Source organism: Anaeromassilibacillus sp. SJQ-5, from assembly GCF_054108045.1.
In genome coordinates this window covers 1,613,733-1,633,166 of sequence record NZ_JBPJWQ010000001.1, presented here as the reverse complement: position 1 = coordinate 1,633,166, position 19,434 = coordinate 1,613,733, and the positions used below count along the sequence as shown (strand labels likewise).

11 protein-coding genes, 3 tRNA genes, 1 rRNA gene and 2 pseudogenes are annotated in these 19,434 nt (G+C 52.5%); 15 read left to right on the top strand and 2 right to left on the bottom strand.

Features of this window, described 5'->3' with window-relative positions; genetic code table 11:
- The first annotated feature begins 1 nt into the window (after position 1).
- The 11 genes and pseudogenes from ispE to istB all read left to right on the top strand — a co-directional run bounded on the left by ispE (position 2) and on the right by istB (position 4,693).
- A complete protein-coding gene (gene ispE, locus ACSAMM_RS07035; protein ID WP_178722625.1) occupies positions 2 to 877 on the top strand; it encodes a 4-(cytidine 5'-diphospho)-2-C-methyl-D-erythritol kinase in 876 nt (291 codons plus the stop codon).
- 84 nt (positions 878 to 961) lie between these two features.
- On the top strand, positions 962 to 1,636 hold the full coding sequence (locus tag ACSAMM_RS07030) for a stage II sporulation protein R (RefSeq protein WP_178722622.1): 675 nt from the start codon (positions 962 to 964) through the stop codon (positions 1,634 to 1,636).
- A gap of 119 nt (positions 1,637 to 1,755) precedes the next feature.
- Positions 1,756 to 1,831, top strand: a tRNA-Lys gene (locus ACSAMM_RS07025).
- A gap of 3 nt (positions 1,832 to 1,834) precedes the next feature.
- Positions 1,835 to 1,910 (top strand) — tRNA-Glu (locus tag ACSAMM_RS07020).
- Positions 1,911 to 1,986 (top strand) — tRNA-Asn (locus ACSAMM_RS07015). It abuts the tRNA gene before it with no gap.
- 50 nt (positions 1,987 to 2,036) lie between these two features.
- Positions 2,037 to 2,153: ribosomal RNA gene (gene rrf / locus ACSAMM_RS07010) — 5S ribosomal RNA — on the top strand.
- A 235-nt stretch (positions 2,154 to 2,388) separates the two neighbouring features.
- A complete protein-coding gene (locus ACSAMM_RS07005) occupies positions 2,389 to 2,508 on the top strand; it encodes a hypothetical protein (RefSeq protein ID WP_457790698.1) in 120 nt (39 codons plus the stop codon).
- Between the two features lie 299 nt (positions 2,509 to 2,807).
- Positions 2,808 to 3,491: an IS21 family transposase gene (gene istA, locus ACSAMM_RS07000; RefSeq protein WP_457790696.1), complete on the top strand. Its 684-nt coding sequence runs from the start codon at positions 2,808 to 2,810 to the stop codon at positions 3,489 to 3,491.
- A 99-nt stretch (positions 3,492 to 3,590) separates the two neighbouring features.
- Positions 3,591 to 3,710 (top strand): annotated as a pseudogene (locus ACSAMM_RS06995) (Mu transposase domain-containing protein); the annotation flags it as partial.
- Between the two features lie 61 nt (positions 3,711 to 3,771).
- Positions 3,772 to 3,903 (top strand): hypothetical protein, encoded by a 132-nt coding sequence (locus ACSAMM_RS06990; RefSeq protein WP_457792203.1) that lies wholly within the window; start codon positions 3,772 to 3,774, stop codon positions 3,901 to 3,903.
- A pseudogene (gene istB / locus ACSAMM_RS06985) lies at positions 3,896 to 4,693 on the top strand (IS21-like element helper ATPase IstB). The gene ACSAMM_RS06990 and the pseudogene istB overlap by 8 nt, the downstream one beginning before the upstream one ends.
- Before the next feature lie 449 nt (positions 4,694 to 5,142).
- On the opposite strand, the gene ACSAMM_RS06980 reads toward istB, so the two are convergent.
- Both ACSAMM_RS06980 and ACSAMM_RS06975 read right to left on the bottom strand, forming a co-directional pair.
- Positions 5,143 to 7,335 (bottom strand): alpha-galactosidase, encoded by a 2,193-nt coding sequence (locus ACSAMM_RS06980; RefSeq protein WP_457790694.1) that lies wholly within the window; start codon positions 7,333 to 7,335, stop codon positions 5,143 to 5,145.
- A gap of 15 nt (positions 7,336 to 7,350) precedes the next feature.
- Positions 7,351 to 9,633, bottom strand: coding sequence for an alpha-L-rhamnosidase-related protein (locus ACSAMM_RS06975; RefSeq protein WP_457790692.1), 2,283 nt, complete (start codon positions 9,631 to 9,633; stop codon positions 7,351 to 7,353).
- A 355-nt stretch (positions 9,634 to 9,988) separates the two neighbouring features.
- Between ACSAMM_RS06975 and ACSAMM_RS06970 the strand changes: the two genes are divergently transcribed.
- The 4 genes from ACSAMM_RS06970 to ACSAMM_RS06955 are packed head-to-tail and all read left to right on the top strand — an operon-like array spanning position 9,989 to position 19,429.
- Entirely contained in the window at positions 9,989 to 16,684 is a 6,696-nt protein-coding gene (locus ACSAMM_RS06970) for a hypothetical protein (protein WP_457790690.1), read from the top strand.
- A 21-nt stretch (positions 16,685 to 16,705) separates the two neighbouring features.
- Positions 16,706 to 17,617, top strand: a complete 912-nt coding sequence (locus ACSAMM_RS06965; RefSeq protein ID WP_178720762.1) for a helix-turn-helix domain-containing protein — start codon at positions 16,706 to 16,708, stop codon at positions 17,615 to 17,617.
- A gap of 4 nt (positions 17,618 to 17,621) precedes the next feature.
- Entirely contained in the window at positions 17,622 to 18,554 is a 933-nt protein-coding gene (locus ACSAMM_RS06960; protein WP_457790687.1) for an ABC transporter permease, read from the top strand.
- Positions 18,551 to 19,429, top strand: a complete 879-nt coding sequence (locus ACSAMM_RS06955; RefSeq protein WP_457790685.1) for a carbohydrate ABC transporter permease — start codon at positions 18,551 to 18,553, stop codon at positions 19,427 to 19,429. Before ACSAMM_RS06960 ends, ACSAMM_RS06955 begins: the two co-directional genes overlap by 4 nt.
- Positions 19,430 to 19,434: the final 5 nt, after the last annotated feature.

The following is a 19,434-nucleotide window of genomic DNA, read 5'->3' as shown; positions in this document are numbered from 1 at the left end:
GGTGGAAATCACCATGCTGGCGCCGGCCAAAATCAATTTGACGCTGGACATCACGGGACGACGGGAGGATGGGTATCACCTCATCCATACCATCATGCAGGCCGTGGACTATACCGACGAGGTGCGGGTGAGCCTGCGGGAGGCGGGTGGGATCCGGCTGACGGTATCGGATCCGACGCTGCCGGCCGACGCCCGCAACACCGCCTACCGGGCGGCGGCGGCTTTCCTAGCGACCGTGGATTTGGAGGAAGCGCTGCCCGGGGTGGACATTCATGTGACCAAGCGCATTCCCATGGAGGCGGGGCTGGCCGGCGGGAGCGCCGACGCCGCGGCGGTGCTGACGGCGCTCAACCGGCTGACTGACGCGCATATGACGGCGGAGGAACTCTGCGAAATTGGGCAGACGGTGGGGGCGGACGTACCCTTCTGTATACTGGGCGGGGCGGCGGCGGCCACCGGCATCGGCACCATTCTGTCGCCGCTGCCCTCCCTGCCCGCCTGCTGGCTGGTAATCGCCAAGCCGGACTGCGGGGTTTCCACGGCGGAGGCCTACCGGCTGGTGGACGGGGCGGACATTCCGCACCGTCCCCATCAGTTCGCCATGACCGACGCGCTGTGCGGCGGCGATTTGGAGGCGGCGGGACGGGAGCTGTGCAACGTCTTCGAGTACGCGCTGGATTTGCCCGAGGTGCGGGACATCAAGGCGGTCATGCGCCGGCACGGCACCTTGGGCTGCCAGATGACGGGGAGCGGTTCCGCCGTGTTCGGGCTGTTTTCGGACAAGGGGGATGCCCGCCGCTGCGCCGACGCGCTGCGGGAGGGCGGCGTCAGCGTCCACGTGTGCCGGCCCTGTGAAAGCGGGCCGTTTCCGGCGTAAATCAAATTTTTGGAAAATTTTGTATAACGCAATAAATCCCGCCTATACTGTTGCCTGTAAGCAATGGAAAGGCGGGATTTTTAAATGGGAAAGTGGATGAAGGCGATCGCCTGCGGGCTGCTGCTTTGTTTATGTATATCGCTGTGCGGCTTCAGCGCCGAGTGCGGTGAGATTCGGGAACGGGTGCTGCGGTTGCATATTCTGGCCAACTCCGACAGCGGGGAGGACCAGCAGCTGAAGCTGAAGGTGCGCGACGCGGTGGTGCGGGAGGCGGCGGGGCTGTTCGACGGCACGCAGGATGCGGGGGAGGCGCTAGGGCGGGCGGAGGACGAGCTGCCCCGGCTGATCGCCGCGGCCCAGCAGGTCGTGTGGGACGAGGGGTACGACTACACCGTGCAGGCCAAGCTGTGCCATATGTATTTCACCACCCGGCAGTATGAGACCGTCAGTCTGCCGGCGGGCATGTATGATGCGGTGCGCTTCACCATCGGCAAGGGCGAGGGAAAGAACTGGTGGTGCGTGGTGTTCCCGCCTATGTGCGTATCCGCCGCCACCCAGAGCGAGAAGCTCAGCGACGTGCTGGACGAGAAGCAGGCGGATATTGTCACGAAGCCGGGAAAATACGAGGTGCGCTTCAAGGCGGTGGAGGTGTTCGAGGACATCACGCATCAGCTGCGCAAGTGGTTTGCGGGTCAGGACGACGCCCAGGATATCGCCGCTGAATCGACGACAGCGGCGTCTTCGGAGCCGTCGGATTGACGGCGAGCGGGATGGCACAAAAAGTTCCTATTTTTTGCAGATTCGCCCTTGACAATTCGACAGGGATAGTGTATTATAGTCAAGCGGTTTGATTCCGGCCCTGCCCATTCCGCGAATTTGCGCCATTAGCTCAGTTGGTAGAGCACCTGACTCTTAATCAGGGTGTCCCGGGTTCGAGTCCCTGATGGCGCACCATATGGCCCGTTGGTCAAGTGGCCTAAGACTCCGGCCTCTCACGCCGGCAACACGAGTTCGAATCTCGTACGGGTCACCATCCTCCTTAGCTCAGTCGGTAGAGCGTTCGGCTGTTAACCGAAATGTCGTTGGTTCGAGTCCAACAGGGGGAGCCAGTCTCCGGAAGGAGACCCAAACGGAACATCGCGCAAGCGGTGCTCCCATAGTTGGTGTCGATGGCGGTGGGGGTACACCCGTTCCCATCCCGAACACGGCAGTTAAGCCCACTTGCGTCGAAGATACTTGGCTGGAAGCGGCCCGGGAAAATAGACAGATGCCAACATCACAAGCCCCGGAAGTAGTTTTACTTCCGGGGCTTGTGCCATATGTAGAAAAAAGCCGCAAGGCTGCATAGAGGTTCTCATACGGAAAAAGAGGCGTACAGTTTTTTAAAATTGTACGCCTCTTTTTCCGTTTAACGACAAGAGAGTAGGTGAGCCAACATACAAATCACAGCCTCGCCCCCTTTTCCCTGGGTTGGTGGCAAGACCGCGCTACTTCCATATATCCTTGAGCGAATGCCGGATGACGCCGACCGGTATGTGGAAGTATTTGGTGGAGGAGGAGCGGTTTTGTTTGCTCGCCGTCCTGTGCCATTTGAAATTTATAACGATTATAACGGCTGTCAACGCCGGTGATAAAATGTAAAAAAACGCCGGATAAAAAATGTAGGTTTCTGGCAGAGAGGAGGAATAAATGATAGACTTTTTTCCGTACCAAAACAATGGTGTGGAAAGGAAGTCAAAATAGAAGGAGCAAAATAGATGGAAATCCGAAATGACAGACTCAAAGGGATGAGCTACATAGAATTAGGGAAAAAATACCACATAGACCCGCGGACAGCGAAACGGTACGCAGAATCACCGCAGCGTCCGGAGTACACACTGTCTGCGCCAAAACCTACAAAGCTGGATGAATACAAGCAGCAAGTGGATCAGTGGCTGGAGGAAGCGCCGTATACTCAGCAGTCCGGATTTTAGAAAAACTCAAGGAGCGGGGGTTTGAAGGGAAGTACAGCATCGTCAAGGAATATGTGAGAAGCCGAAAAATGGATCTGGATGAAAAGGCGACGGTGCGGTTTGAAACAATGCCTGGAAAACAGGGCCAGATGGATTGGGGATTCTTTGAGGATCACACGGTGTATGAAGACGGGAAATGGAAGAGGCTGTACTGTTTCCTGCTGGTACTGGGCTACTCCCGGATGAGGTACATTGAGTTTGTCACAGACATGAGTACCAATGTACTCATCCGGTGCCACCAAAACGCATTCCGGTATTTTGGCGGGTATCCGGAAGAGAGCCTGTACGACAATATGAAACAGGTGGTAGTGAAACGACTGCTGAAGCAGGAGGACAGTACCCTAAACCGCCAGTTTGAGGACTTTGCGGGATTCTATGGATTCAAGCCCATCCTGTGCCGTCCATACCGTGGACAGACCAAAGGGAAAGTAGAACGGACGGTTCAGTTTGTGAGGGACAACTTCATGATCGGGATCAAATACAACAGCCTGGCAGATCTCAACGGACAGGCTCTGGCATGGTGTACAGTGTCTCGCAAGCGAGCCACGGGGTCAACGGAAAGGTTCATGCCACTACCAACGAGATTCCCTTTGAAAGATTGAAAAAAAGAGGGCCTAAGCCCTCTCAAACGCGAATATATCATCGACAAAATTAATCTTCGCCGGGTACCGCAGAAACACCCGTGTGTTTCTGCCAAAGACATGCCTCATCAGCTATGCAGTCGACCGTGGACGGTCGACCGCAACCAGTACTCTGTTCCCGCAGAGTACGTCGGCAAGGATGTGGCAGTCGTGGCCCTCGACAATATGCTGGCCGCATACTACGAGGGAAAGCAGATTGCTCTGCATCGGATATCGTATCAGAAAAAGGATATGGTCGTCAATGCATTACCGCAGGCTCACTCTCAAACAGTCCATGGACGTGGAAAATCCTCTTTTGGAACAGGACAACATCATTGACTTCCCGCTGAAATCCAGAGATTTGAGCCGGTATGACGAGGTGCTGTATGAGTGAGTTGACGATGGACAGGCTTCGGGAAAACCTGGAAAGCCTCAAGATGAAGAACACACTGGAAATCCTGGACAACTACCTGGAACGGGCTGTTGCCGACAAACTCAACATTGTGGAGGTTTTAGACCATATTTTTGCAGAAGAGGCGAAATCCAAGCGCAAACGCGCCTACGAAAAGCAGGCACAGATGTCCGGCTTCCCCATCAAGAAGACCCTGGATGACTTTGACTTTTCCTTTCAGCCCTCCATCGACAAGCGCCAGATTGATGAACTGGCTACCATGCGCTTTCTGGAGAACGGAGAAAATGTGGTCTTTCTCGGCCCGCCTGGTGTAGGCAAAACCCACCTGGCTTCCGCCCTTGGTCTGGTGGCTGCCCAGCACAGATTCTCTACCTACTACATCAACTGCCATCAACTCATTGAGCAGCTTAAAAAGGCCCACTTTGAGAATCGGTTACCCGACAAACTCAAAGTCCTTGCCAAGTACAGGATGTTCATCATTGACGAGATCGGCTACCTTCCCATGGATATTCAGGGAGCCAATCTTTTCTTTCAGCTCATTGCCAGGCGCTATGAAAAGACCTCTACCGTCCTTACCTCCAACAAAACCTTTTCCCAATAGAATGAGGTCTTTGCCGACGTCACCATCGCCTCGGCTATCCTCGACCGCGTCCTACATCATTGTACCGTTATTAACATCAAGGGCGAGTCTTATCGTCTGAAGGAACGCAAGGAATTCATGCGCCAGAAGCAGCACATTGTCAACACACTCTTTGATCAGGGCAATGCCTGATTTTTTACATCCTTTCTCCGCCTTTTACCTACACAATTTCCTCGGCGTTTTCTTGCTTTTTTATTTCGTCGTTGACAGCATATTTCCACCCGGACGGTCTACCGGGCGCTGGCCGAACTGGAGCAGGCCGGCTTCGTGGAACGCATCCCGCGAAGCCGGGCCAGTGGAGCCAGGAGCAGCTCGCAGTATTGGTTGAAGAAATGACCCAAACAGCCTTTTAAAGAGCCACCTCTAAAACGGCGGGGCTATGATGAGAAAAATGAATAGGACGGTAACACATCTTTAACTTCATAGGTATTGCTACACGCACTCTTTTTTGAAAGAGGTCAGAGAAAATGCACACACGAGTATTCCACGGTGCGCATATTATCGGAGAGATGCCGCTCATCAGCAAGGGTATCGGTGACAGTGCCAAAGATGTCAGGGAGATGTTGTAGGGCAACAAGGTATTAATCAATTTTTTTAATATAAAACATACGTGAAAAAATGGCGTTTGAATTTTGCTCTCTTTCCCGTTCCCAAGCAAGCGGCGCAAAATCCAGAGGGGCGTGATTCAGTACATCCCCGCGCACAACATAATCCTGTATGTAGTCGATATTGCATTGCTGGCGCATAGAGATATGATACAGAAAGTTGTCATCAAGGCCGGTCAAGTGGAATTTTACGGGAATCGGCTGTTCATAGGTGTGCTGTATTACCGTCGCGATGGCCTCGCTTTTATCTTCGGAAACTACGATATAAGACGTTACGCCGTCGCAATTATTATCGTAGACGCTATCGATCAAATGGTACTGGCCGTATTGCAGCAGGGCACGATGCTTCTTGTAAAAGGCAATTTGTTTTTTCATACAGGCCAGTTCTTCCTCCGAGGCCTTTGTCAGATCATATTCGTAGCCAAGGATCCCCGCCGCAGCGACATTGAATCGTGATTCCAAGGGGGTGGTGTTACCGGTCTGATGATTGGGAACGATGGATACATGAGCTGACATCACGCTCTGGGGAATGCCGTAGAGACTGCCCTCCTGAATTTTTGTTCGCATCCGCGCGTCGGTATTGTCGCTTGTCCAAATCTGCGGAGTGAAGCACATGAGCCCCAAATCATACCGTGCGCCGCCTCCCGCGCAACCTTCAAAGAGCACCTGCGGATACCGCATGGTAAGGGTTCCGATTAATCGATAAAAGCCTTGCATAAAGCGATACAGGAACATACCCTGGTTTTTGAGTGTCCTGGAATAGAACTCCGTCATGAAGCGATTACAATCCCATTTGATGTAGTCCGCCCGGCAGCGTTCGATAACCCCTGCGATTTGCTCAAGAAGGTAGTTGACGACCTCTGGGTTGGCCAAGTCGAGAATATACTGGTTGCGCAGTTGAATAGGAGTGCGTCCGTCAATAGTCACAGCCCATTCAGGATGAAGACGGTACAACTCACTGTTTGGATTCACCATTTCCGGTTCCACCCATATGCCGAATTGCAATCCGATTTCTCGTATCTTTTCTGCGAGAACCCGGATGCCCCCCTCTGTTTTCTCTAAGTTATCTGACCAGTCACCGAGTCCGGATGTATCGTTGTTGCGTGTGGAAAACCAGCCATCATCCAAAACGAATAGCTCGACACCAATATTTTTTGCCTTTTTTGCAAGCTCCACTATTTTTGGAACGGTAAAATCAAAGTAGGTTGCCTCCCAGTTGTTGATAATCACCGGCCGCTCCGCCCGAGCGTACATACCCCGCAGAATATGACGATTAACAAATTTGTGCATCTCACAGGTAATGGCGTCCCGTGAGGGGGCATACACCTGCACTGCTTGCGGTGTGGTGAACGCCTCTCCGGCACCCAGTTCGCAGGAGAAAGCGAAGTCGTTCATCCCAACCAGGACGCGCGTTTTATTGGCGTAGTTAAGTTCCACGCTCTCCTTGTGATTTCCGGTAAAAAGAAGGTTATAGGCGTACCAGTCATCATATCGGCTGCGTTGCAGCATGATAAACGGATTGGTCAAGGCGGAGGACATACCGTTGAGGGATTCGTTGACAAAAACACCGATACTGAGAGGATGCGTTTTTCGCATCCGTTCATGGCCCCAGTCTCCGTTGAAAGTATAAGCGGTGTAATCTCCGCCTACTAAATCCGATTGCAGGCTCATCAATCTGCGCACGGTGATGGTATTTTCACCTTTATTCACAAGTCGGAATGCGGATGTTAGGACATCCGTGTCTTGAAAGCAGCCGATATACTGATACAATTCCGCCTGGGTACGGTTGTCAACGTAGCGAATTTCCAGCAATTGAGCGACGGAATGAGCTTTCGGCATACCATCGGATTCATAATCCCCCACCTCACGAATACCCATGAACCGGAAATCGTTGACATAAGAGCCGTCCGCGTTTTGAATCAGAAGAAGTGGTTCCCGGACGTCCGTGTTTCCGGGGCAGGAAATGGAGGCGAAACGGCCCGCCTCGTTTTTGCACAGGATGTCGAAATCGTCTCCATCCTGGAGTTTCCGGCCATAATGAATCGGCATGAGGTAGCTCTCAAACGGCTCGTAAGTATAGTAAGGCTGTATCTCCTTATGACACACCTTAAACAGCAGGGTGGTGTGCGGCGTATCGATCTTCAAATGTTTATCTGTAAGCTGAAACATAACGTCTCTCCTTGATTATGGTAGGGTAGGACGGCCTGTTTGGTAACCATCGGGCAGAATAATCGAGCGAACACCTCTCTCCAGGATAATTTCCAACGTCTGTCCCGCTATGGGAAAGCGCGCGGTTCCGCATATGGACGAATCGGATTCGGTCAAATATACGGTTTTGCTCACTGGATCGAACCCCCAATATCCAAAAACGGCGCGTGCAAGCAGTACGGTCAAATAGGACGCAAAGCCATGTGCACAACTGGCGGTCGCCTCATTGTTTTCCCACAGCGTCATGGTACGATCGGCCATACGCAGAAAATACGCCTGGCATTCCGCTAACAGGATTTTACGCTCATCCGAACGGCTGAGCCAGTCATAGCGCAGAAAATTGCCGATGAATGCGTTGGATGGGAAAATATCGGTATGCACATATGAAGAACGCAGCGGACCGAATTGTTCCACCATGGTTTGATAAAGCACAGGATCCTCGTCCTTGGTTGCGATCCCAAACCGGAATGCGTAATATTGGCAAGTTTCTGTAATGTTTCCCGTCGCCACGAGCCGTCCATTCTTCCTAAGGAGATTATCCTCAAAAAAACGGCCGTTGAACGACAGGCGGCGAATGACGGCACGGAGATTGTCGGCGCGCTGTCGATAGACTTCCTCGCCGTACAGCCGAGAGGCGCAGAACAGAGCCCGATAGTAGAGCATATTAGTGGGAAAATTGACGTCCTGAACAAAGTCTGCGCATTTACTCCACTCTACAAATACCCAGCCAGGCAGATTCTCCAGCAAGCCGTACTCGTTTTCATAGGACTCCAGCCAGTCCAACAGGCTTCGGATTTTTTCCCCAAAGGCGTTGATCAGTTCCTCGTCGCCCGTTCGCCTTTGGTAATCCTCCAACTCAATGATCAGAAACATAGCCCAGTTGGGAATATACTGGCCATCGTTGTGATCGGCCGGGTAACACATAGGTGGCATGGAAGCAGGAAGTTCAGGCAGCGGAGGGACAAGCCGATAACTCTCCAGGAGATTCCTTTCCACCCGATTGCCACCTGTCAGCAATGCTTCTGCCTGTGCGGTAAAAAAGCTGTCACAGAGCCAGCCAGCTCGTTCCCGCGACGGGCAATCGGTAAGCACGTCGACGGCATTTTGCGCAAAGGTTCGCACACCGGCCTCGAATATTTGGTTTAACTCTGGTCGATCGGTACAAAATATGTCTTTTGGAATGCTAGGATTTTCATAGGGGATATGATACACGCGTTTTAGACGTATCCGGCCCTTTACTGCAATTTTTAAATAGCGGAATGTATATGGCTCAAAGGAGCAGAGACGGTACTCGCCTTTCTTTAGGCTATATTTGATGACGTTGCAGCATTCCAGCCGTGAAAAACTCAGAGGAAGTGCTTTGCTGTCAAAAAAAGTGCGTAGGTGAATATCATCTAAAGCCTCATGCCAGAGGATTTCATCAAATGTAAAAAAGACAATCGCATCGGTCTCGGCACATAGTTCGGCTCCAATAAACGATGTATAGTTCATACCCGCGTCCAAAAGCAGGTACTCATTCTCATACACATCCTTTTTCTGTACCTCTGCATAGGGATGAAAACCGATTTCCGCCAGTTCCTCAACCGGAAACTCCTCCAGTTCGTCCAGACGATATCCCTTGAGTTTATCGCCGATTTGCGTAATGCAGCGGTCTCGAAAATGGTATGGATGCTGGTTTTTACATAGCGTACCCTGTTCCACCGCATTGGTAAGCTCTGTTAAGTTCAGAATCGGAAGAGATAAGTCGCTGGTATGCAGGGTGTTTCCACGAACCTCCACGGCAGTATCCTGCGGATAGGGCACATTCTCTCCTACATACAGTGCGCGGCGATCGGTCTCCATGCGGTAGCTTTCAGAAAAGGGTCGCTGAAAGCTGTATCGAGGGACTTTCCGTACTCGGTCGTCCAGACGAAACACCTGAAAATCTTCGGTATTCGCTATCGGTTTATCTCCGACTAGAATGGTACATATAAAAAAGGGCGGCTCTTCCACACAGTAAAAGCCATTGATGCCGTAATAGGCCACCTCTACAACCAGCGTGGAATCCTTACGGGAAGCCAGTGGGATTTCAGACAGCAGGCTGTGTCCATGAGCGGCGCGCATGGGACCTCGGAACAGCAGGTCACCGTCCTGAAAAAGCATACAAGCGTTGGAAGCCGCCAGGCGGATTCGGCTGTCAGGAGGAAGTGCGATCGTCAGACGAAACGCGTAGGTTACATTTTTCTCGTCGGCCTGTATGGCGGGAAACAGCATATTCATTCTCATAACCTCTATTTGTAATTACATGACGGGAAGTTTTCCGCTATGTATAATATACTACCGTTGCAAAACAGGCCTGTCAACGAATTGGGGCTTGCAAATAGGTGGACGAATATGACGTGATTCCGTTAAGAGTATGAATGCTATTCAATAAATTTTTAAAAATTAGTGCAGAAAACAAAAGGAAATTCTCCAGACTTATTTCAATAAAATGAGGTGGACTTTTATGAACACTTCCAATGCTTGGTCGATTGACAAGGTAAAATGGAGTGGATACAATTGAAGCATAAGGTTTACTGGTAAAAGTAGACGTAAGTTATTCGTAGGACTGCCGTATGAATTGGAGGAACGATGCATGAAAAACTATAAACGGCACTTCTTGCTGGCGTTATCTTGTCTGGTGCTTTGTATGTTTGCAGCGGCGTGTGGGACTCCCAAATCCACGGTTGTAAAAAAGGTATTGAAAGGTGCATCGGCCTCGTTTACGCAGGCGTGGGATTATCTGCAGCTTAACGAAGAGCCGAGTGCCAATTTTTGGATGAAGACAACTGTGCTGTCGAATTATCGTTCGGATGAGCGTGGACGTCGGGCCGGCACCATATATTTCCGCACAGATGCGGGAGAAACGTATTTGTTCGTCGACAAAGCGGACGCTACCGTTACAGTTGCCACTGTGTATATGGTGGGACGGACGAAGGATGGCGAAGCAAACCGAGCCTACGCTACGGAAATTCCTTTTGAGGGCGCGAATCACCAAGCGACCATTCAGGTACTTTTCCACAATGGCGTATATTATCTGCAAATCGACGGACACTGGACAGTCATTGATGGAAGTACCACGCCGGTCTCGTCCGAGGGAGACTATGATTTTTTTACCAAAGCAGAAAAGCTATATGGCATTGGAAACAGCGGTGCGGGATCCTCAACACATGAAAATGTGACTGGCGGTGCGCAGGTTGAGGAGAAACTGAAGGAGTGTCAGGTGAATTTGACAATCCGCTGCGCAGACGGCGGCACGGCGGTTTTAAGCGATACGACCGTCCTGATGGGCCAAGAGGTCACCCTGACGGTGACGCCGGCCGAGGAAAGTCTAGTACCCACGGTGACCTATGCAGGACGGCAGATTTCCGCCAGCGGTCTGAATACCTATACGTTCAAGGCAACAGAATCCGGGGATGTGACGATAACTTTCACCCGTGCATATCTTGTGGAGGGGAATTACGGCTATGCGGACGGCCTGTATGCAAATGGCGATGAGGTTACGGTGCAGTCGAAAACCGCGGGATTGTTCGGCACGGCAGCGAACGGGAAGTTTCGTATTCGCCTGCCCGCGGGAACGCACAGCGTGATCCTGACCAGCGCTCGTTTTGAAGCAATAGGCTTTGATGTGACGGTGCGGGAAAAGGATGTGCGCGTGACCGGAAACAACCGATTTACCCAAATTAAGTTCGAGAGCGGCAATGTACCGGCAGATGGCCGCTATCGGCTGCAAAATGGCAATTACGAGTTGTTTGCAGGCGTATCGCTGAAGAATTTTTATGCCACGATGCGTGTCGAGCGTATGGACAAGGGTGAATCCACCAGTGGCATATACTACTATACGCAAGGCTCGGTCAGTCCGGTCAAAATTCTATTGCTCAAGGCGGAGAACGACACGGTAAAAATCCGTCTGACGAGGGGAAAAGGCTGGGACGATCGGTCCGATCGGGATTATACGACCGCTGTACCATGGAAAGAGGTATACCGGCTGTCGGTGCTCAGCTTCGACGACACCCTGTATGTGGGAATTGATGACAATTGGCTGGCCATAGATCGGAAAACAGCCTATACGCCAGTTGTCAAAAACGCGGATTTCGACGAGGCGACGGTTTGGAACGCGGGAGCGGAGAAAACCTTCGGCGTATTTGCCAACGGTGAAAGCGGCGTGGGATTTCCGATTACAGAGATTGCGTACACGGCCGGTACACAGGAGGTCAGGAACGCCTGTTATGCGACGCTCAAGGTGGATTGCTCCAATAAAGACGTTCAGGCGGTTTTAAATAAGACGAAAGTTCTCAAAGGCACCGAACCGGTAGTACTGACGCTTAAGGGCGCGGACGACCGCTATATGGTGACTGTCACCTATGCGGGACGACAGATTCCAGCCAGCGGAAATCATACATACACCTTTACGCCCGCGGAATCGGGAAGCGTAAAAGTGTCCCTTACCCGTGTCTATCCCGTAACCGGCGGTTACGGCTATGCGGACGGCCTGTATGCAAAGGGCGATACGGTCATGGTACACTCCCAAACCACCGGCACTTATGGAACGGCGTCCGATGGTAAATTTCGCATACGCCTGCCCGATGGACGGCATACCCTCGTCTTGACCAGCGCCCGCTTTGAATCGATACGTTTCGATGTCACCGTGCGCGGCGGCCGGGTGGACATCCCGGATATGAAGCGATTCTCCCAAGTGAAGTTTGCGGTGGGGAAAGTGCCGAACGGGGGAAACTATACACTGCGAAATGGCGATTATGAACTGTTTTCCGGTGTCTCGCTGAAAGACTTCTTCGTCACGGCCACCGTGCGGCGCATGGACCAGGGAGAAGCGACCAGTGGCGTATTTTTCTACGCCGGCGGGGCCAGTCCCGTCAAGGTGTTGCTGCTTCGGGCCGATGACGGCAACACAAAGATCCGCCTGATGAGAGGCGTAGGCTGGGACGATCGATCCGACCGGGATTATGCCACCGCAATCCCCTGGAAAGAAGTTTTTAAGCTTTCGGTACTTAGTTACAGCGACACGCTGTATGTGGGTATTGATGAAAAATGGACAGCCATCAACCGGGACACCCCTTATAAAGAAGTAGTCAAAAACGTAGCATTTGATCCAGCGACTGTGTGGAATGCAGAAGCGGAAAAAACTTTCGGCTTGTATGCGAACGGTGAGAGCGACGAGGGCTTTCCAGTAACGGATATCGCCTACAAGGCTGGCACACAGGAGGTTAAGAACGCCTGTTATGCGACGCTGACGGTGGATTGCGCCGACAAAAATGTAAAAGCCGTTTTGAACAAAGCCAGCGTGCTGAAAGGTACCGAGCCGGTAACCCTGACCCTAAACGGAGTGGATGATCGCTATATGGCTGAGGTAACTTTCGAGGGACGGCGGATAGCGCCTGATGAGAACGGTAAATATACCTTTATCCCCGCCCACTCCGGTACGGTGACAATAACTTTTACCCGCGTCTACTTGGTAGAGGGCAGCTACGGTTATGATGCAGGTCTGTATACGACGGGCGATAAGGTCAGTATTTATTCGGAAACAGCGGCTTTGTACGGGACGGCGGGCGACGGGAAATTCCGCATCCGGCTGCCCGACGGTACCCACAGCCTAGTGTTGACTAGTGAGCGGTTCGCGCCGGTGCGCTTCGAGATTGTTGTTAAGGCCGACAATGTCCATATAGCGGAACAAAAGCAGTTTAAAGATTTGAAATTCGTCAGTGGTCATACAACAAAAGACAGCGCTATCACGCTGCCCCCCAAGAGCTATGAACTGTTCGCCGGAGTGTCCATGAAGGATTTCTTTGCCACGGCCCGTGTGCAGCGCATGGATCAGGGCGAGGCGACCAGCGGTATTTACTACTACGCCGGGGGGAACAGCCCGGTGAAAGTGCTTCTGCTGAAAGCGGACAACAATATGTTTAAAATCCGCCTGACCAGGGGACTGGACTGGGACGACCGGTCGGATCGCGACTATACGACCGCAATCCCCTGGCAGGAGGAAGCTCGTCTCTCGGTACTTAGCATCGGTAACACGCTGTATGTGGGCATCGACGATCAATGGACGGCTATCGGCCCGGACACCCCACACAAAGTGGTGGTGCACAATGTGGATTTCGATGAGGCGACGGTTTGGAACGCGGGCGCGGAAAAATCCTTTGGCGTGTTCGCCAACGGCGACAGCGCGGTCGGTTTCCCTATCACCGGGATCGCATATCAACCGGGAACTCGGGATGCGTGCATGGCCGATTTGACGGTCCGCTGTGAGGATGAAGGCGTGACGGCGCATCTGGACAAAACCAGCGTACTCAAAGGGACGGAACCTGTGACGTTGACGCTCTCCGGTTTGGATGACACCCGCGCGGCTACCGTCTCATTCGGCGGACATATCCTGACCGCAACCGGGGACAACACCTACATCTTTACAGCTGCGAAGTCAGGTGTTGTTGAAGTGAGCATCACGCGTGTCTATCCGGTGGAGGGCCGCTATATATATGCCCAGGGCCTGTATGCGCACGGCGACACGGTTACCATTCGTTCGGAGACGGCGGGTATCATCGGGACAGCGGCGGACGGGAAATTCCGTATCCGGCTCCCCGATGGCACCCACAGCCTCGTACTGACCAGCGCACGGTTTGCACCGGTTCACCTTGAGGTTGCCGTGAACGGCGGCGCTGTCAATATGCCGGAGGTGTCAATGTTCGAAGAGCTGATGTTTGGCAGCGGTCTGGAGACGAAAAACGGCGCCGTCACACTGCTCAACGATCAATACGAGCCGTTCGCCGGGGTAGCCTTGACGGACTTTTTCGTCACAGCCCGTGTTCGGCGCATGGATCAGGGTGAATCGACCGGAGGCGTCTATTACTATGTCGAGGGGGCGGCAAGCCCGGTGAAGATCCTGCCGCTCCGGGCTGACGACGGCAACGTGAAAGTACGTTTGACGAGAGGAAAAGGCTGGGACGACCGTTCCGACCGGGATTATGCAACGAATATTCCCTGGCGGGAGGAGATGACTCTGTCGGTGCTCAGCATCGGCGACACGCTGTATGTGGGTGTCGATGGCAATTGGATGGCCATCAGCCGTGATACCCCATATACGCAGGTGGTCCACAACGTGGAATTTGATGAAAAGACGGTGTGGGACGCGAATACGCTGAAAATCTTTGGCGTGTTCGCCAACGGCGCCAGCGAGATCGGCTTCCCGATTACAGATATTGCCTACAATGCCGGCACGCAGGAAATCAAAAATGCGTGCTACGCCGATTTGACGGTCCGCTGCGATGACGAAAGCGTAACGGGGACATTAGATAAAACCAGAGTTCTGAAAGGGACGGAGCCGGTGATGCTGACGCTCTCCGGTATGGACGAGAGTTGCGCGGCCGTCGTCACATTCGCAGGACGGATTCTGACGCCTGACGCGGAGAATCGCTATACCTTTACGGCGGCGGAATCCGGTGAGGTGGTCGTGACCATAGCGCGCACCTATTCGGTAACAGGTACCTACGGCTACGCGCCGGGCCTGTATGCGGACGGTGACGTGGTTACGATCTGCTCGGAGACGGCGGGTATCACCGGGACGGCGGCGGACGGAAAATTCCATATCCGGCTCCCCGATGGCACCCACAGCCTCGCACTGACCAGCGCACGGTTTGCACCGGTTCGTTTGGCGGTTACCGTGGAAAGCGGCGTCGTCACGGTGCCAGAGAGATGTCTGTTCAAGGAACTGAAATTCACCGACGGCAAGGAGACGTCAAACAGTGCCGTCACTCTGCAAAACGGGGACTATGAGGCGTTCGCAGGCATAGCACTGAAAGACTTCTTTGCCACGACCCGTGTCAAGCGCATGGATCAGGGCGAATCGACCGGCGGCATTTACTACTATACGGAAGGCGCGTCCAGCCCGGTCAAAATCCTTCTGCTTCGGGCCGATGACGGAACAGTCAAGATACGTTTGACGCGGGGTACGGGCTGGGACGATCGTTCCGACCGGGATTACACGACAGCTATCCCTTGGCAGGAGGAACTGACCCTGTCGGTTCTCAGCTTGGGAGATACGCTGTATGTAGGAGTCGAGGGGCAATGGACAGCTATCGGTCGGAATACTTCCTATACACAGGTGGTTCACAATACGGATTTCGATGAAGCGACGGTATGGAACGCAGATGCGGTGAAAACCTTTGGACTGTTCGCCAACGGTGCCAGCGATAGGGGCTTCCCTATTGCGGATGTGAGATATGCGGCCGGTACGCAGGAGGCCTGCTATGTGAATCTGACCGTCCGCAGCGACGATGAAAAGGTGATAGGAGTTCTGGATAAACCCAAAGCGCTCAAGGGTACGGATTCGGTAACGCTGACGCTCTCCGGCATGGAACCCGGGAGTGAGGTTATCGTCACCTATGCGGGGCGCCGGATACCAGCGAAGGCGGAGAACACTTATATGTTTACGGCTGCGGAGGCTATGGAAGTCTTGGTGTATACTCGGTTTGCCGAGGTGGGCGGAAGCTATGGCTGCGCGGAAGGTCTGTATGCAGACGGAGACGCGGTTACGGTGCGATGGCTCGAGGGCGAGACAAGTGCCGTGGCTTCCGACGGAACGTTCGGCTTGCGGCTCCCGGATGGATCGCACACCCTGGTACTCGAAAGCGCGCGCTTTGTATCGGTGCAGTTTAAAGCCACGGTAAAGGATGGCCAGCTGACTGTTTCGGAAACGCCACGGTTCACTGAGGTGAAGTTTGCCAGCGGCCATGCACCGACGAACGGAAACTATATTCTGCAAAACAACGATTATGAGCAGTTCGCGGGTGTGGCGCTGAAAGACTTTTATGTGACGCTTCAGGTCAAGCGTATGGATCAGGGCGAATCGACCAGCGGTATTTACTATTATACGGAAGGCGCTTCCAGCCCAGTCAAAATCCTGTTGCTCCGGGCCGATGACGACACGGTCAAGATACGCCTGACGCGGGGAACGGGCTGGGATGACCGTTCCGATCGGGATTATGTGACGGCTATCCCTTGGCAGGAGGAACTGGCGTTGTCGGTGGTCAGTCTTGGCGATACGCTGCATGTGGGCGTGAATGGCACGTGGACAGCGATCAGCCGGAGCACCTCTTATAAAGAGGTGGTTCACAATGTGGATTTCGATGAAGCGACGGTTTGGAACGCGGACGCGGTGAAAACGTTCGGTATATTTGCCAACGGGGCGAGCGATACCGGATTTCCAGTTACAGGGATCGCGTATTCAAGCGGTGTGCAGCAGCCGCTGGCTTACTTGGAGAAGCGCCGTCGGCCATAACGGGCATAGGCTGGGTGAAGAATGGAAAAGAGTAACGGCATTGAAAAATTTTATACATGGTCTCTTTACAACTATTCGCGTCCGGAAATCCTCGAGTGTCTGAGGGAAATGTGCTCCCCGTATAAAAAAGAAGAGGTGCCGGCAGATCCGAACCGGACCTATGTCTCGCTTCACTACATCGTCAGTGGGAAAGGCCGGCTGTATTACCGCGGGCAGAGTTATGAACTGGTCAAGGGGGATTTATTTATCATTCCCCCAAAAGAAGCCATCCGTTATAAGGCGGACAAGGAGGATCCTTTTTGCTACTACTGGGTGGTTCTCGCAGGACAGTCAGCCTATGAAATGCTGGAGGAAATCGGCTTGAGCCGGGAACGTGTGTATGGGCGGTGCAAGGGTCATCATACGGAAATCGTGGATCTGTTTGGACGGATGAACCGGGCCTATCTGGAGAGGCCCAGGGCCAGTTATGAAATACTGGGCTGGTTCTATCTGCTATTTGATCGCTTGAAAGCGGGATTTCAGACGGAAAACGATTTCAATAAAGGGCATTACGTTAACCAAACGGTGATCCTAGTGGGTTGCTCCTATATGAACCCGCATTTTACCGTCGAGGACATTTGTGTAAATCTGAACCTTAGCTTAAGCTATCTAAACCGCGTATTCAAGCGGGATATGGGAATGTCTCCAAAGCAATATCTGACCTTTATCCGTATTAAAAACGCCTGCGATTTGCTGGTGCAGACAAACCGGAGGGTGGCGGATATCGCCAGGCTGTCGGGGTTTGAGGATACCAAGCTGTTCGCACGAAATTTCAAAAAAAGCACGGGTATGACGGCGTCGGCATTCCGGGATACATATGCCAGGACCGATCCCCGCGAGGCGTTTGCCGCAGAGAAAGCACAGAACAAGTATATAAACGCAGGGGGAGAGTGATCACATGAAAACCGATTGGAAAAGGCTCAAGGTGTCCGTTTGGCAGAACAAGCAGGTGTATCTTATGATGCTGCCGGTTTTGGTTGTGTTGCTTCTGTTTTCGTACTACCCTATGTACGGTCTGGTGCTGGCGTTCAAGGAATACCAGCCGGCTCAGGGGATTTTCGGCAGCGAATGGGTGGGCTTCCAGCATTTTGTGGACATATTCGCACTGCCGGATTTTGCCCGTGCGTTCCGTAACACCATCGTCATCAGCACACTGAGCCTCATTTTTTGCTTTCCGGCCCCCATTTTGCTGGCTTTGCTACTCAATGAGGTGTGCCACAAGCCGTATAAACGACTTATCCAAACCTGTATCTATTTCCCGAATTTTATCTCTTGGGTCATTTTGGCGGGCATCCTGAATTCGCTGCTAAATTTCTCCACAGGTACGTTTAACAACATTCTTGCCTCTCTGGGAATGCAACGAGTGGAATTCCTCACCAGCGAACACCTGTTTTATCCGGTTTTGCTCATTTCCAGTATCATCAAGGATGCAGGTTGGGGTACAATTATCTATACGGCGGCGATTACTAATATCGACCCGACCCTCTATGAGGCGGCATCCATAGATGGCTGCAAACGGTGGGGCATGGCCCGATACGTCACCCTGCCTTGTATTATGCCGATAATCATTATCATGTTTACCATGCAGGTTGGCAATATCCTCAACGCCAACTTTGATGCCATCTACAACATATATAATCCTACGGTTTACAGTGTGGCGGATGTCATTGATACGCTGGTGATGCGCACCGGCTTTGAAAACGGGTACTATGAACGGGGCACGGCCATCGGCCTGTTCAAGTCGGTGATCAATTTTGTCTTGCTGTTGTCGGCAAATGCCGTCGTGAAAAAGATCAACGGTTACGGCATGTACGAGGTGGCTGAATCATGAGAAAGAAAGCATTGTCCAAGACTCCCATGACCGTGTGGAGAGTGCTGATTTACCTGTTCCTGTTTTTATTCATGGCAGCGTGTTTGTTTCCGTTGCTGTACGAGGTTTTGCTGTCGGTTTCCTCCCGGGACGATTTTCTGAATGCCCGGTTTCTGGTGTTTCCCCACCATTTCAACTTGGAAATGTATAAGCTCATTTTGTTTCAGGATAGCATCGGGCGTTCTTTTCTTATTTCCATTGTCGTGACAATCACCAGTACTCTGTATTCCATGCTCCTGCTGTCTTTCGGCGCATACGCCCTGATCAAGGAAAACCTGCCGGGCAAGAAAATCTTCTTTACGCTATTGCTGATTACGATGTTTTTCGGAGGCGGTCTGATTCCCACGGTGCTGACCCTCCGTTCGCTTCACCTGACCGACAGCTATCTGGGACTTATCCTGCCTTTTGGCATTTCCGCGTTCAACATCATTTTGCTACGCAACTTCTTCGCTCAGGTTCCCCGCAGCGTAATGGAATCCTGCCGTATTGACGGTGCCAACGATTTCCGTTGCCTTTTTCAGTTCCTGCTGCCGCTGTCTAAGGCGGGACTCGCAACCATTTCCGTGTTTACTATCGTGGGAAAATGGAACGACTGGTACTGGCCGATGGTGCTGTTAAGCGATGAACGTATGTACCCGCTGGCCTATCAGGTGAAAATGGCACTGAGCGCCACAGGAGATAATCTCGAGGCCGGTATCATCGATATGACTAAGGTATTCGCTGAGGGTCGAAACGGCGCTATCATTGTGATTTCCCTGCTGCCGATTGCCATCGTTTTTATTGCGCTTCAAAAATATTTTGTACAGGGCGTTATGCTGGGCGCTGTTAAATCCTGAACATT